At 79.7% G+C, this 14,814-nt stretch carries 3 protein-coding genes; all 3 read right to left on the reverse strand.

The annotated features are described in order from the left end of the window. Window positions 1-3: 3 nt before the first annotated feature. From ABL310_RS02205 to ABL310_RS02215, 3 genes are read right to left on the reverse strand one after another with little or no spacing between them, the layout of a single operon-like run. Window positions 4-5,520 carry an SDR family NAD(P)-dependent oxidoreductase gene (locus ABL310_RS02205; protein ID WP_349370086.1) on the reverse strand — a complete coding sequence of 1,839 codons (5,517 nt, stop codon included), beginning with the start codon at window positions 5,518-5,520 and terminating at the stop codon, window positions 4-6. After that, window positions 5,520-10,799, reverse strand: a complete 5,280-nt coding sequence (locus ABL310_RS02210; RefSeq protein ID WP_349370087.1) for an SDR family NAD(P)-dependent oxidoreductase — start codon at window positions 10,797-10,799, stop codon at window positions 5,520-5,522. Before ABL310_RS02210 ends, ABL310_RS02205 begins: the two co-directional genes overlap by 1 nt. Next, complete coding sequence (locus tag ABL310_RS02215) at window positions 10,792-14,814, reverse strand: amino acid adenylation domain-containing protein (RefSeq protein ID WP_349370088.1); 4,023 nt, start codon at window positions 14,812-14,814, stop codon at window positions 10,792-10,794. The genes ABL310_RS02210 and ABL310_RS02215 overlap by 8 nt, the downstream gene beginning before the upstream one ends.

Consider the following 14,814-nt stretch of genomic DNA (forward strand, 5'->3'; position numbering starts at 1 on the left):
GGGTCAGGCGGCGGCGCGCCCGGCGATATGGTCCGTCAGGGCCGCGAGCGAGGGGCAGTCGAACAGCAGCGTCGTCGGCAGGTCGAGCCCGAACGCCGCGCCGAGATCGGCCCGCAGCTCCAGCGCCAGCAGCGAATCGAGGCCGAGATCGGCGAGGGGCAGGTCCGGCTCGAGATCGAAGTGATCCGGCAGCTCCAGCATGGCGAGGCAGCGCCGGCGCACCTCGCCGCGCACGCGCTCGCGCCTCAGCGCCGGCGGCAGGGCGGCGACGTCCAGGGCGGGCGCCGGGGCCGGCGCCGCGCTCTCCGTCGGCGGCCCGGCGGACGAAACCCGCTCGCGGGCGAGCGCGGCGACGAGGGCGCGCTGCGGGGCGGGCAGATGGGCCGCGCAGCGCGACCAGTCGACGTCGGCGACGGCGAGGAAGGCCGGGGCGGCGCCGGCGAGCGCCCGGTCGAGGGCGCTGTCGGTGTCGTCCGGCCCGAGCCCCGCGACGCCGCGCGCGCGCCAGCGCTCGAGCCAGCGGGCGCTCTGGCGCGTCGCCATGCCGAGGCCGGTCCATCCGCCCCAGGCGATGCAGGTGGCGTTCACGCCCTCGCGCCGCGCGGCCTCGGCGAGGGCGGCGAGCGCCGCGTTGCCGGCGGCGTAGTTGGAGAGGCCGGCGGGGTCGAGCAGGTTCGCCACCGACGACGACAGGACGACGTGGTCGAGCGCGCGTCCGGCGAGGCCGCGCAGGAGCGCCGCCGCGCCGACGGCCTTGGGCGCGAGCGCCCGCAGGAAGCGCGGCCAGTCCTGGCCGATGACGAGCGCGTCGTCGAACACGCCCGCCGCGTGGACGATCCCCGCGACGCCCGGCCGCGCGTCCGCGAGGCGCGCGGCGAAGGCCGTGGCGGCATCCGGGTCGGCGAGGTCGACGCGGGCGATCTCGACGTCGACGCCCGCCTCGCGCAGGCGCGCGACCCGCGCGAGCGCTGCGGCGTCCCCGTCGCCGCGCTGGGCGAGGACGAGCCGGCGCGCGCCGCGGGCGACGAGACGCTCGGCGATATCGAGGCCGAGCGCGCCGAGCCCGCCGGCGACGAGGTGGGCGCGCACGGGGTCGACCCGTACGGGCCCGCGCGGCGCCGCCGGCAGACGCACGAGTTCCGGCGTCCACAGCGCGCCGCGCCGGGAGGCGCGGAACGGCGCGTCGCCCGGTCGCGCCAGCGCCTCCGCCACCGCCGCGGCGACGGCGCCCGGCGCCCGGCCGCCGACGTCGAGGGCGAGGAGCGGCCAGTCGGGATGCTCGGCGGCGAGCGCCTCGAGGCTCGCGCGCAAGGCCGCCTGGGCCGGATCGGGCGCGGCGTCCGCGGAGTCGACGGCGAGCGCGCCCGCCGTGAGGGCGAGAAGGCGCGGCGGCCGTCCCTCCCGGCGCGCCAGCGCGCGGGCGGTCTCGAACAGGGCCTGGGCCCGCGGCCGCAGGGCGTCGAGCAGCGCCTGCGGCGGCGCGGCGGCGTCGAGGCGCGGGCCGAGGAGGCGCAGGTCGACGAGCCCGTCGATCGCGCCGCCGAGCCGCTCCGCGCCGCCGCGCACCGCGTCTCGGCCGAGCCGGCCGAGCGCCTGCGCCACCGCCGTCGCGGTCTCCTCGTCGCCGCCGAGCACGAGCCAGCGCTCGCCGGCCGCCGCCGCGGACGCCGGAGCCTCGGTGGCGACGAGAACGGAGAGACCGGCCCGCGCCGAAAGGGCCGGATCTTCCGGCGCGATCGCGACCCGCGGGAGGCCCGCCTCGGCCAGCGCGCCCCGCCAGGTCTCGCGCGCCAGCAGCGGGTGGCCGGGCCGCAGCCGCGTGTCGGCGAAGCCCCACCAGTCCCGGGTGAGGCCGAAGGTGAGATCGACGAGCCGCTGGGGCTGCGTCAGCTCGAGCAGGACGAGGGCGCCGCCTGGCGCGAGGAGCCCGCGGGCGTGGGCGAGCGCCGCCGCGACGTCGGGCGTCGCGTGCAGGACGTTGGCGCAGACGACGAGGTCGAAGCGCCGTGCGGCGAAGCCCTGCCCGGCGGGGTCGCGGGCGATGTCGAGCCGCTCCGTCGAGAAGCCCCGCCAGCCCTCGAAGCGGGCGGCGGCGTGGCGCAGGAGCGTGCGGGAGACGTCGGTCGCGAGGACGCTCGCGCCCGGCCGCTCCAGCAGCGGGCGCAGCGCCGCCGTCGCCCCGCCGGTGCCGGCGCCGATCTCGAGCACGCGCAGGGGCGCGCCGGCGGACCGGCCCGCGAGCACGGCCGAGACCGCCTCGACGAGGAGGACGTTGCCCACCTGCGCGCTGCCCGCCTCCGAGAAGATCGCCGCGGCTGTTCCCGCGTCGCCGTCGGGAAAGATCAGCGTCAGCGGGTCGACGCGCCCGGCGAGGACGTCGGCGAGGCGCGGGCCGCAGCGGGCGAGGAGCGCGAGCTCGTGGCGGGCCTGCGGCAGGGTCGGGATCAGCGCGGCGAGGGCGCCGTCCGGATCGGGATGCGGCGCGCGGCCCGTCGCGCGCCACGCGTCGGGCTCGCGGGCGAGGACGCCGTCCTCTTCCAGCACGCCCGCGAGCCGCTCGAGCAGGCGCCGCGCGGGGGTGTCGAGCCGAAGCCGCGTCGCCAGGGCGTCGACCGGCACGCGCGCGTCCGGCGCGAGCGAGGCCCCGAGCGAAACGAGGGCGCGGGCCGCGTAGGCGGCGCAGGCGGCGTCGATCGTCGGCTCGGCGGCGGCGTAGGCGTCCTGGCCGGCGCGGGCGCTCGCGGCGGCGCAGGCGGCGTCGATGGCGGCGAGGGGCAGGGCGGCGGCGTCGAAGGCCGGCGGCTCCGCGGGCGCGGGACGCCAGGCGAGGCCGTAGGCCTTCGGGTCCGGCGCGGGGGGCGCCGGCTCGCCCGCGGCGGGCGGCGTCGGCGCCGGGGTCTCGACCGGGAGCGGCGGCCACCAGAACGACCGGCGCTCGAAGGCCGTCGTCGGCAGCGGGACGACGGCGCCGCCATCCGGGTCGAAGGGCGCGAGGTCGTCGACGGCGCCTGCCTCGAACAGCTCCGCCGCCGCGAGGGCGAGGGCGCGGGCCGCGGGCACGCCCCGGCGCAGGCCGGCGATCGCCCGCGCCGGTGCGCCGGCGGCGCGCACGCCGTCGCGCACGTCGGAGGTGAGCGCCGCGGAGGGGCCGACCTCGAGGAAGGTCCGCGCCCCGTCCGCCAGCGCGGCGGTCACCGCGCGATCGAAGCGCAGGGTCGCGCAGGCGCCGTCGCGCCAATAGGCGGGGCCGAGATCGCCGAGCGCCAGCGCGCGGCCGCGGACGCTGGAATAGACCGGGATCGTCGGCGCGCGCCAGGCGACGTCCCGCGCGCCGAGCCGGGCGACCATCCGGTCCGCCGCTTCGGCCATGGCCGGATGGTGGAAGGCGTAGGGCACGCCCGCGTCGAGGGCGAGCACGTCGCGGCGCTCGAGACGCTCGGCGAGGCGATCGAGGGCGGCGCGGGGGCCCGACAGGATCACCGTCTCCGGCCCGCAGACCGCGGCCAACGCGCAGGCGCCGCCGGTCTCGGCGATCAGCGCGGGGACGGTGTCGGGCGGCGTGCGCACGGCGAGCATGCCGCCGGCGCCGGGGGGCTCGGCGGCGGCGAGGCCGGTCGCGCGCGTCGCGGCGATGCGCACGGCGTCCGCCTCGTCGAGCATGCCGGCGACGACCATGGCCGCGAGCTCGCCGGCGCTGTAGCCCAGGACGCCCTGCGGGACGAGGCCCTTCGCGCGCAGGAGCGCGGCGAGGCCGAGCTGCACCGCCAGCAGCGCCGGCTGGCCGATCTCGGCGCGGGCCATGGCGGGCGCGTCGGCCTCCTCCAGCGCCGCCGCGACGGACCAGCCGAGACGCGGGGCGAACAGGGCGTCGAGCCGCGCGAGCGTCGCGGCGAAGGCGGGTTCGCGCGCCGCGAGGCCGCGCGCCATGCCCGCCCATTGCGAGCCGTGGCCGGGGAAGACCAGGACCAGGCCCTCGCCGGGGCGGACGCGCGGGCGCGGCTCCTCGGGCGGACGCGCGAGGGCGAGCTGCCGGGCGAGCTCGGCGCGCGTGTCCGCGACGAAGGCGCGGCGATGCGGATGCCGGCTCCTCCGCCGGCAGGCGGTGTGGGCGATGTCGGCGAGCGCGGCGTCGACGAGGGGCGGGGCGTCGAGGGCCGCGCGCAGGTCGGCGATCGCGGTCGCGAGCGCTCCGGGAGAGCGGGCCGAGACGGGCACGATCCGCGGTCCCTCCGGCGGCGGCGCGCGGGGCGGGCGATCCGGCGCGGGACCGAGCACGACGTGGGCGTTGGCGCCGCCCAGGCTGAAGGCGCTCACGCCGGCCCGGTCCGCGGGCCCGAGCGCGTCGCCGGCGCGGGCGAGCGCCAGGGTCTCGGCATGGGCGGCGAGGCCGGGATGCGGCGCGCCGGCGAGGGGATGCGGCGCGAGCCGCCCCTCGGCGAGCGAGAGAGCGGCGCGCAGCAGCCCGGCCGCGCCGGCGGCCGCCTCCAGATGGCCGAAGGCGGCCTTCACCGAGCCGATCCGGCAGGGGGCGCGCCGCCGCGCCGCGCCGGCGAGGGCCTCCGCCGCCGCCTCGATCTCGATGGCGTCGCCGAGCACGGTGCCGGTGCCGTGCGCCTCGAGATAGGCGACGTCCTCGGGCGCGACCCCCGCGTCGGCGCAGGCGGCGCGGATCAGCGCGGCCTGCGCGGCCGGGTTCGGGGCGGTGAGCGCGCTGGCGCGGCCGTCGTGGTTGACGGCGCTGCCGAGGATCACGGCGAGGATCGGGTCGCCGTCGGCCCGCGCCTCGGCGAGGCGCTTGAGCACGAGGACCACGCAGCCCTCGCCGCGCACCGTGCCGTCGGCGTCGGCGGCGAAGGTCTTGCACAGCCCGTCCGCGGCGAAGGGCACCGATTGCGCCGCCGCGGAGGCGACCGCGTCCGAGAGGACGAGGTTGACGCCTCCCGCGAGCGCGAGCGCGCTCTCCCCCTCCCGCAGAGAGCGGCAGGCGAGATGGACCGCGACGAGCGAGGAGGCGCAGGTCGCGTCGATCGCGAGGGAGGGGCCGCGCAGGTCGAGGGCGTGCGAGAGCCGGTTGGCGGCGAAGACGGGGCCGCCGCCGGCCGCGGAATGCACGTCCGCGCCCGCCGCCATGGCCTCGGGCAGCCAGGCGTAGTCGCCCGAGGCGATGCCGAGGAAGACGCCGACGGGCGTCCCGGCGAGCGCCTCGCGCGGCTGCCCGGCGGCGTCGAGGGCGGCGATCGCGGTCTCGAGGAAGAGCCGGTGCTGCGGGTCCGTCCGCATCGCCTCGCGGGGGGAGATGCCGAAGAAGGCGGCGTCGAACAGGTCGATCTCGGCGAGGCGGACGGCGTCGGCCGGGCCGGCCGCGACCGTCGCCGCCGCGGCCGCGGAGAGGCGCGGGCCGAACGCGTCGCGCGTCGACAGCCGGCGGCCGGCGCGCAGCGCCTCCCAGAACAGGCGCGGCGTGTCGCAGCCGCCGGGGAGACGGCAGGCGGCGCCGACGATGGCGACGGGCGCGCTCATTACGCGGCGTCTCCCGCGAGGGCGTCGGCGAGGCGCGCGAGCGTCGGGTGGCGCCAGATCGCCGTCGTGGGGATGACGAGGCCGAGCGCCGCCTCGAGCCGGCTGCGCAGCTCGAGCGCCATCATCGAGGACAGGTTCTCCTCGGCGAAGGGCGCGTCGGCGTCGAGCGTGTCCGGCGCGCGGCCGAGGATGGCGCCGAGCTCGGCGCGCACCACCTCCGCGACGCGCCGGGCGCGCGCGGCCGGATCGAGGCCGGCGAGCCCGGGCGCCGCGACGGCCTCGGCCGGCGCGGGCGCGGGGGCGGCGAGAAGCGGCGGCAGGGCGAGGCTCGGGAAGCGCGCGCGCCAGCGTGCGGGGTCGAAACGGAAGACGGCGAGACGGGTCGGGCCGGGGTCGAGCGGGGCGGCGAGGAGGCGTGCGCCGCGCGCCGCCTCGATCGGGTCCATGCCCATGGCGCGATGCGCCGCTTCCTGCGCGGGGTCCGGCAGGGCGTCCGCCCACGGGCCCCAGTCGACGACCCGCGCCGGCAGCCCGCGCGCGGCGCGGTGCGCGGCGAGGCGGGCGAGCGCCTCGTTGGCGGCGGCGTGGGCGCCCTGTCCCGGCGCGCCGACGAGGGCGGCGGCGGACGAGAACAGCACGAAGCCGTCGAGGTCGCAGCCGCGGGTGGCGGCGTCGAGGGCGAGCGCGCCCGCGATCTTGGGCGCCAGCGCCGCGGCGACGTCCGCCGCCGCGAGCCGGTCGGCGAAGCCGTCGCGGACGCGCCCCGCCATGTGCACGACGCCGCGCAGCGGGCCGTGGGCGCGGACGATCTCGGCGATGGCGGCGTGGACGGACGCGGGGTCCTCGAGATCGAGCCGGTGGAAGGCGACGCGGGCGCCCGCGACCGCGAGCGGGACGCGCGGGGGCGTGCGGGCGGCGACGACGACGTCGCGTACGCCGCGGGCGGCGAGGGCGCGCAGAACCGCCGGAGCGAGCGCGCCGGTTCCTCCGGCGACGAGCCAGGTCCCGTCGGCGCGCAGGCGCGCCGGCGCGGCGGGCGCGCGGCCGGCGGGCTCGAGCCGCGGCGCGAGGAGCCGCCCGGCCCGGATCGCGAGCTCCGGCTCCTCGGCGCGCAGAACCGCGGCGAGGATCGCCTCCGCGTCGGCCTGCGCATCGACGTCGACGCAGCGCGGGGCGATCTCGGGATGCTCGACGGCGAGCGTGCGGTAGAAGCCCCAGAGCGCCGCCGCGACCGGGGCCGGACCGGCGAGGACGGGGGACGCCTCGGTCGCGCCGGGCAGGATGGCGGAGAGGCGCACGGGCGCGCGGTGCGCCGCGAGGGCGCGCAGCAGCGCGGAGCGGGCGAGGAGCGCGGCGCAGGCCTCGGCCGCGGCGTCGCCGGGGGAGGCCCCGTCCGTCTCGGGCCCGGCGAGGTCGAGGCAGTGCGCCGGCTCCGCGCCGAGCGGGGCGAGGGCGGCGCGCCAGGCCGTGGCGTCGGCCGGATCGTCCGGCGTCGCGATGCGCACGGGCCGCGCGCCGGCCTGCGCCAGCCGGGCGGCGAGGGCGTCGGCGAGCGCGTCCGGGCCGCCGAGGAGCGCGAAGACGCCCTCCGGGACGGCCGGCGCCGCGGCGGCCTCCAGCGCCCGCCAGGCCGGGACGTGCAGCCAGGCGCCGTCGTCGTGCGCGTCGCCCGCGACGGCGGCGGCCTCGATCCCGTCCAGGACGAGGAGCGGCGCGCCGTCCGCTCGCAGGATCGCGGCGCGGCCCGGCGCCTCGCGCGCGCGGCTCGCGGCGATGGCGAGGAGCGGCGGCGGCGCCTCCGCGCCGGCGTGGAGGTCGAGCCGGGCGATATGGGTGGGCATGCGCGCCGTCCGCTCGGCCGGATCGGCGGCGAGGGTCTGGAGCGCGGCGTCGAGGAGCGGGAAGGCGTGGGCCGGCCCCGGCGGCGCGCCCGCCCGCGCGTCGGCCTCGGCCGAGGCGCGGGCCTGCGCCTCGAGCCCCGCGCCATGGACGGCGACCCGCTCGATCAGCCGGAAGGCGGGGCCGTAGGCGACGCCGCTTCGGGCCAGGGCCGGGTAGAGGTCGTCCGCCTCGACCACGTCCTCGAGGTCGAGCGGCGGGGGCGGCGGCGCCGGCGGGGCCGTTCGGCGCCCGACGCGCACGCGGCCCGAAGCGGCGCGGCGCCAGACGGGGCTCGGGTCCCCCGGCGCGCCGCCGCGGGCGAGGCGGAAGGAATATCCCTCCGGCGCGGGGGTGAGCGCGAGCTGGAGCGCGACCCCGGCCGCCGGGGACGCGACGATCGCGTCCTCGAAGACGACGTCGGCGAGGCCCGCGATCGGTTCCGGCAGCTCGGACGCCGCGGCCAGGACCATGTCGCAGATCGTCGCCCCGGGCAGGACGACGAGGCCTCCGACGCGGTGGTCGGCCAGGATCGGGTCGGCCTGCGGGTCGAAGACGCCCTCGCGGTACACCGTGCCGTCGCCGAGCGAGGAGGTGAGCCGGCGCCCCAGGAGGCGGGCGATCGCCGCGTCGCGTCCGCTCGCGCCGTCGGCCGGCGCGGCGACGATCGGGGCCGCGGGGGCGCGCTCGACCCAGTGACGCGCGCGCTGCCAGGGATAGGCGGGCAGGCGCAGGGCCGGGACGGGACCGGGGTGCAGCGCCCGCCAATCCGGCTCGAAGCCCGCGACGTGCAGCCGCGCGAGGCTGTCGAGGAAGGCGAGCCGCCCCGCATCCCGCTCCGCGGAGGGAAGGACCGTCACGCCCGCTCCGGCCGCGCGTGCGGCGGCGTCGAGGGGGCCGGCGCTGGCCGGGCGCGGCGCGATGTCGAGGAAGCGGGCGTGCCCCGCCGAAACGAGGCCGGCGAGGACCGGGGCGAGGCGGACGGGGCGCCGCATGTTCTGCGCCCAGTAGCCCGCATCGAGCCGCGTCTCGCCGGCGCGGCCCTCGACGGCGCCGTGGAAGGGGATGCGCGGCGGCGCCGGCGCGAGGTCCGCGAGGGCGGCTTCGAGCGCGGCGGCGGCGGGCTCCATCGACGGCCCGTGCCCGGCGACGCCGCCGGTCGGGACGATCCGCGCCTCGATGCCGCGCGCCGCGAGCGTTTCGCCGCGCGACGCGTGCGTTTCGCCGCGCGCCGCGAGCGTTTCGCAGAGCCCGCGCACGGCGGCGTGCGCGCCGGCCACGAGGCAGGCGCCGGGCGCGGTCTCGGCGGCGAGCCAGATCCGCCCCGCGGCGACGTCGTCGGGAGCGCAGGCGGCGAGGAGCGCCTCGGCCTCGCCGGCGTCGACGGAGAGCTGCGCCATCAGCCCCGGCGAGGGATGCGCCTCGAAGGCGGCGGCGCGGGCGACGGCGATGCGCGTCGCCTGCTCGAGATCGAGCGCGCCGGCGACGTGCGCGGCCGCGATCTCGCCGAGGCTCCAGCCGGCCACCGCCGCCGGGGCGAGCCCGAGCGCCCGCCAGGCGGCGGCGAGGCCCGCCTGCAGGGCGAAGCAGGCCATCACCACGGGCCCGGGCCGCGCCAGCGCGTCCGCGGCCTCCTCCTCCGTCAGCAGCGCGACGAGCGAGCGGCCGGCCACGGGCCCGCTCACCGCCTCGATCCGCGCGAGGGTCTCGGCGACGCCGGGCAGGTCGACGAGGCCGCGGCCCATGCCGGGCGCCTGCCCGCCCTGGCCGGGGAAGATCCAGACGGGAGACGGGGCGTCCGGCGCCGCGCGGCCGCGGCGCGCGCGGATCGGCGTGGCCGCCCCCGTGCGCCGGGCCTCGAGCGCCTGCGCGGCGGCGTCGGCGTCCGGCGCGGCGAGGGCGAGGCGCTCGGGATGGCGCGCGCGCCGGCGCGCGGCGCAGGCGGCGATCGCCGGGAAGGGGAGATCCCGCCCCGGGCCGCGCAGCCAGGCGGCGGTGCGCTCCGCCGCGGCCTCGAGGGCCTCCGGGCTGCGCGCGGAGAGGACGAGGAGGGCGGGGCCGTCGGCGGCCTTCGCCGCGGGCGACGCCGCATGCGGGGCCGGGCCGACGATCGCGTGCGCGTTGGTGCCGCCGATGCCGAAGGAGCTCAGACCGGCGAAGGGCTTGTCCTTCGGCCAGGGGCGGCTTCGGGTGTTGACGTAGAAGGGCGTCTCGGCGAAGGCGATCCGCGGGTTGGTTCGCTCGGCGTGCAGGCTCGGGGGCAGCACGCCGGCGTCGCGGGCGAGGGCGAGCTTGATCAGGCCCGCGATGCCGGCGGCGGTGTCGAGATGGCCGATATTGCCCTTCACCGAGCCGAGCGCCACGTTGCGCGCGCCGCCGGCCTCGGCATAGGCCCGCGTCAAGGCCGCGACCTCGATCGGGTCGCCGAGCGGCGTGCCGGTGCCGTGGCCCTCGACGAGGCCGATCCGCGCCGGCGCGACGCCGGCGGCGGCGAGGGCGGCGGCGATCGTGCGCGCCTGGCCGTCGACCCCGGGCGCCGTGAAGCCGGAGCGCGCCGCCCCGTCGTTGGCGACGCCCGTGCCCTTCACCACGGCGAGGATCGCGTCGCCCTCGGCGACGGCGTCGGACAGCCGGCGCAGGGCGACGAGCCCGCCGCCGGAGGTGAACACGGTCCCGCCGCCCTCCGCGGAATAGGGCCGGCAGACGCCGTCGCGCGATCCGTAGCCGCCTTCCTGCCAGCGATAGCCGAACCGGTGCGGCACCTGCACCGACACGCCCCCCGCGAGCGCGGCGTCGCACTCGCCGAGGAGCAGCGACTGGCAGGCGAGGTGCACCGCCACGAGCGCGCTCGAGCAGGCCGTCTGCACGGTGAGGCTCGGGCCGGTGAGGTGGAGCCGGTAGGAGATGCGCGTCGCGAGATAGTCGCGATCGGTGGCGATCATGCTCTCGACGTAGTCCGGCGTGCCGAACCAGCGCGCGTCGGCCTGCGCGACGTTGAAGAGCAGGTAGTTCGGGTTGCTGCAGCCGGCGAAGACGCCGACCGCCTGGCCCGCGCCGAACGGCAGCCCCGCGTCCTCCAGCGCCTCGACGGCGAGCTCCAGGGCGAGGCGGTGCTGCGGGTCCATGCGCTCCGCCTCGCGGGGCGTGAGCGCGAAGAAGCCGGCGTCGAACAGGTCGATGTGCTCGAGCGGCCCGCCGCGGGCGACATAGGCGGGATCGCCGCGGACGGCCGCGGGCACGCCGTCCGCGCGCAGCTCCGCCGGCGTGAGGTCGCGCAGGCCCGTCCCGCCCTCGAGCACGAGCCGGGCGTAGCGTTCCGGGTCGGGCGCGCCGGGGAAGCGGCAGGCGAGGCCGACGATGGCGATGTCGGCGCGCGGGTCGTGCAGATCCGGGTCAAGCATCGCCTCTCCTCCCGTTGCGGTGCGCCAGCGCCTCCCGTCGGGTCGCCCCGCGCGCCGCGGCCCCGGCGCTCTCCCCGGCCTCCGGCGCGGCCGGCGCGCCGCCGAGATGCGCGACGAGGGCGGCGAGGCTCGGATGCGCGAAGAGGTCGGTCACGGGAAGCGGGTAGCCGGCTTCGAGGAGCCGGGCATGGATGCGCACGAGGTCGACGGAGGTCGCGCCGAGCTCGCGCAGGGGCCGCTCCGGCGGCGGGTCGGCGAGGCCGAGCACGTCGGCGACGGCCGCGCGGACGTCCGCCGCGACGGCGGCGGGCGCGGCGGCGCGCGGGGGCGCGCGCTCCGGCGGCGACCACGCGTCGGCGGCCGGCCGCTCGGCGCCGCCGCGGCTCTCCTCGGCGAGGCGCGCGAGGGCGGAGGCGTCCGGCTTGCCGTTGACGGTGAGGGGCAGGGTCGGCAGCGCGAGCAGGATCGCGGGGACGGCGTGCGGCGGCAGCGTCTCGGCCAGCTCCGCGCGCAGGGCGGCGAGGTCGAGGACGCCGGCCTCGAGGGCGGCGGCGCTGGCGGGCGCGGCCGGATCGGTCCCCAGCAGCAGGGCGTGCGCGAGAACGAGGCCGTCCGGCAGGGCGAGGCCCGAAGCGGCGAGGTCGAGCCCGCCCAGCGGGCACAGCGCGATTGCGGCCTCGGCGGCGGCCTGCGCCGCGAGCTGGCCCATGTAGCCGGCTTCGAGAAGCGCGAGATCGCGCCAGACGGCGCCGTAGGCGTCCTCCAGCGCGCCGCGATCGGCGGCGAGGATCAGCGTCGCGGCGGCGTCGGCGGCCAGCGACCGGTTGCGCTCCGCGTGGCCGGCGGGATCGAGGCGCGCCGGCCCGCCGAGGCGCGCCAGCCGGCCGGCGGCGCGATCGAGCCGGTAGAGCCCGGCGGCGAGGCCGGCGACGCGGTCCTCGCGGACATGGACGAGGGGGATCACCGCGTCGAGGCCGCCGGCCGAGGGATGCAGGTGGCCGGCGCCGCCGTCCCCGCAGGGCTCCTGCGCGCCGTCGGGCGCGGCGCGCGGGCGGAACGCGGAGAGGAGCCGGGCGAGCGCCGCCGCCGGGAGCGCGCGCCGGCCGAAGACGCGGGCGCTGCGGCGCACGCCGTCGCGGGGCGGCCCGGCCGGCCTCGGCACGGCGAGCGTCTCGCGCCGCGCCGCATCCGCGGCTGGCGTCACCGCCGCGGCGAGGACGCGGCCGCCGGCCTGCGTCTCGTGGGCGAAGGCGACCGCGGCGCCGACGCCCTCGCAGCGCCGCAGCGCCGCCTCGACGTCCCCGAGCGCCAGGCGATGGCCCGCGATCTTCACCTCGCGGTCGGCGCGGCCGAGGATCTCGACGAGCCCGCCGGGCCGGATGCGGCCGCGGTCGCCGGATCGGTAGAGCCGCTCGCCGCTCGCGGGATCGGCGACGAAGCGGGCGGCGTCCTGCGGCTCGGGATCGAGGTAGCCCGGCGAGAGCCCGACGCCGGCGATGCACAATTCGCCCGCGACCCAGTCCGGGCATTCGGACAGGTCCGCCCGGCGCACGGAATAGCGCGCGTTGCGCATGGGCCGGCCGTAGGGGACGCTCGGCCAGGCGGGGTCGAGCGGACCCTCGATCGGGTGGCAGACGTCCCACACGCAGGTCTCGGTGGGCCCGCCGAGGGAGACCACCCGCGCCTGCGGCGCCCGTCGGGCGAGCGCCTCCGGCAGCGAAAGCGGGATGAAGTCTCCCGACAGGAACACCCGGCGCAGGCCGGCGAGGGCTTCCGGCTCCGGCCGCGCCGCGAGCAGCATCTCCAGGAAGGCCGGCACGCTGTTCCAGACGCCGACGCCGTGGCGCGCCATCGCCTGCGCCCACGCGCGCGGATCGCCCGGCCCGGCCGCCGCGGCGGGCGGCAGGACGAGCGCGCCGCCGGCGATCGCCATCAGGCCGAACAGGTCGAAGACCGAGAGGTCGTGGTGGAGGGCGGTGAGGGCGAGGCCGCGATCAGAGGGGCCGAGCCCGAAGCGGGCGACCACCTCGTCCATGCGGTTGACCACCGCGGCGTGGCGGATCGGCACCGCCTTGGGCCGCCCGGTCGAGCCGGAGGTGAACAGGACGTAGGCGATCTCGCTGCGCGGGATCTCCGCGCGCGGCGGCGGCCCGGCGCCGTCCACCGGGCAGGCCGCGACCGTGGCGGGGAGCGTCGCCAACGGGGCCGCGGGATCGACGATGGCGTGCCGGCAGCCGGCGCGGGCGAGCATCGCCGCCACGCGCGCGGCGGGGGCGGAGAGATCGCAGGCGCAATAGGGCGCGCCGGCGATCAGCGTGGCGAGGACGGCGACGATCTGGTCGCGGCCCCTCGGCAGGGCGATCGCCACGGGCGTCTCGGCGCCGATCCCCGCCTCCTGCAGCGCGCCCGCGAGCGCGCGGGCGCGATCGTGGAGCGCGGCGAAGGAGAGCGCGCCGTCGGCGTCGAGGAGCGCGGGCGCATCGCCGCGGCGGGCGGCGGTGCGCGCGAACAGCTCCTCGAGCCGCGCCCGCGGGAACGGGCCCGCGGTGTCGTCGAGCGCGCGGCGCGCCGCCCGCTGGTCGGGGGGGAGCGGCAGGGGCCCGCCCCGCTCCCAGGCGGCGTCCGCGCCGGCGAGGTCGCGCAGGAGGCGCTCCAGCGCGCCGAAGGCGGCCTCGATCACGCCATCGGGGAACGCGTCCTCGACCACGTCCCAGCTCAGGGCGAGCGCGCCCTCGACCTCGAGCGCCTGCTGATCGAGGAGCACCTGCGGCGTCTGCGTCACCTCGTGCACGAGGGCGCCGAGCGCCTCGAGCGCGCGATAGCCGGGCGTCCCGAGCGCGCTCGTGTAGACGAAGGGCGCGAGCGCCGTGTCCGTCCCGGCGAGGGCGGCGCGCTCGCGCAGCAGGGTCACGCCCGAGACGGCGCCGTCGGCGAGGCGCTCCCAGAGCCGGTCGCGGTGGCGCGTGGCCCGCGCGTGGAAGGCCACGTCTCCGCCCGTCTCGACGTCGAGCAGGGTGAAGGAGGTGAAGTCCCCGGCGACGCGGTCGATCTCGGGGTGAAGCGGCGGGCGGTTCTGGACCGTGACGTTGAGGAGGAAGCGCGGCGTCTCGCTCCAGGCGCCCAGCACGTCGGCATAGGCGGTCAGCAGCGCGTCCGAGGCGGTGAGGTCGCGCGCGGCGGCGCGGCTCTTGAAGGCGGCCCAGTCCGCCGGCGCGAGCCGCAGGGTCCTGCGCGCGAAGCGCATGGCGAGCGCCGTGTCCGGCGTCTTCCGGGGCAGGGCCGGCGGATCGGGCAGATCGGGCAGGCGCGCCCGCCAGGCGGCGAGGGCGCGGGCGTGCTCGGCCTCGCCGCGGCGCGCGTCGAGGGCGAGGGCGACGTCGCGATAGCCGAGCGTCGGCGGCGCCGGCAGCGCCTCGCCCCGATAGAGCGCCACCCAGTCCCGCGCGACGAGGGCGCTGCCCGCGAGGTCGAGATGGATCGCGTCCTCGCCGTAGAGGAGGCGGGTGGTGCGCGCGTCGAGCCGCACGGCGCGGATCTCGAAGAGCGGCCAGCGCGCGACGTCGTAGACGCGATGCGCCATCCCCTCGCGCAGGGCGGCGAGGCGGGCGGCGCGGGCGTCGGGCGCGGCGCCGCTCAGGTCCTCGACGGCGATCCGGTAGGTCGGCGCCGTGGGCATGATCCGCGCCGTCCCGTCCGGGAGGACGACGGCGCGCATCATGTCGTGGCGGGCGATCGCCGCGTTCCAGGCGGCCTCGAGCCGGGGCAGGTCGAGATCGCGGCAGTCGATCTCGAAATAGCCGTGGATGCCGACGCCGCCGAGGGGGAAGCCGGGGCGGCGGCCGAGCCAGTAGGCCTCCTGGATCTCGGTGAGCGGGAAGGGCGCGAACCGGTTCTGCGGATCGGGGACGATCGCGGGCGCGGGCCGCGCCCCGGCCTCGCGGTCGCGCGCGGCGAGGAGACGCTTGAGCAGCGCGCGGCGGTCCTCGGCGGTGGCGGGGGCGGCGAGGGGCGGCAT

This window comes from Salinarimonas sp. (assembly GCF_040111675.1).
Lineage (GTDB): Bacteria > Pseudomonadota > Alphaproteobacteria > Rhizobiales > Beijerinckiaceae > Salinarimonas.

What these genes read in the sequence shown, in the direction of transcription:
- ABL310_RS02205 (WP_349370086.1), bottom strand. Translation starts at nt 5,520, where the DNA reads ATGAGCGCGCCCGTCGCCATCGTCGGCGCCGCCTGCCGTCTCCCCGGC.
- ABL310_RS02210 (WP_349370087.1), bottom strand. Translation starts at nt 10,799, where the DNA reads ATGCTTGACCCGGATCTGCACGACCCGCGCGCCGACATCGCCATCGTC.
- ABL310_RS02215 (WP_349370088.1), bottom strand. Translation starts at nt 14,814, where the DNA reads ATGCCGCCCCTCGCCGCCCCCGCCACCGCCGAGGACCGCCGCGCGCTG.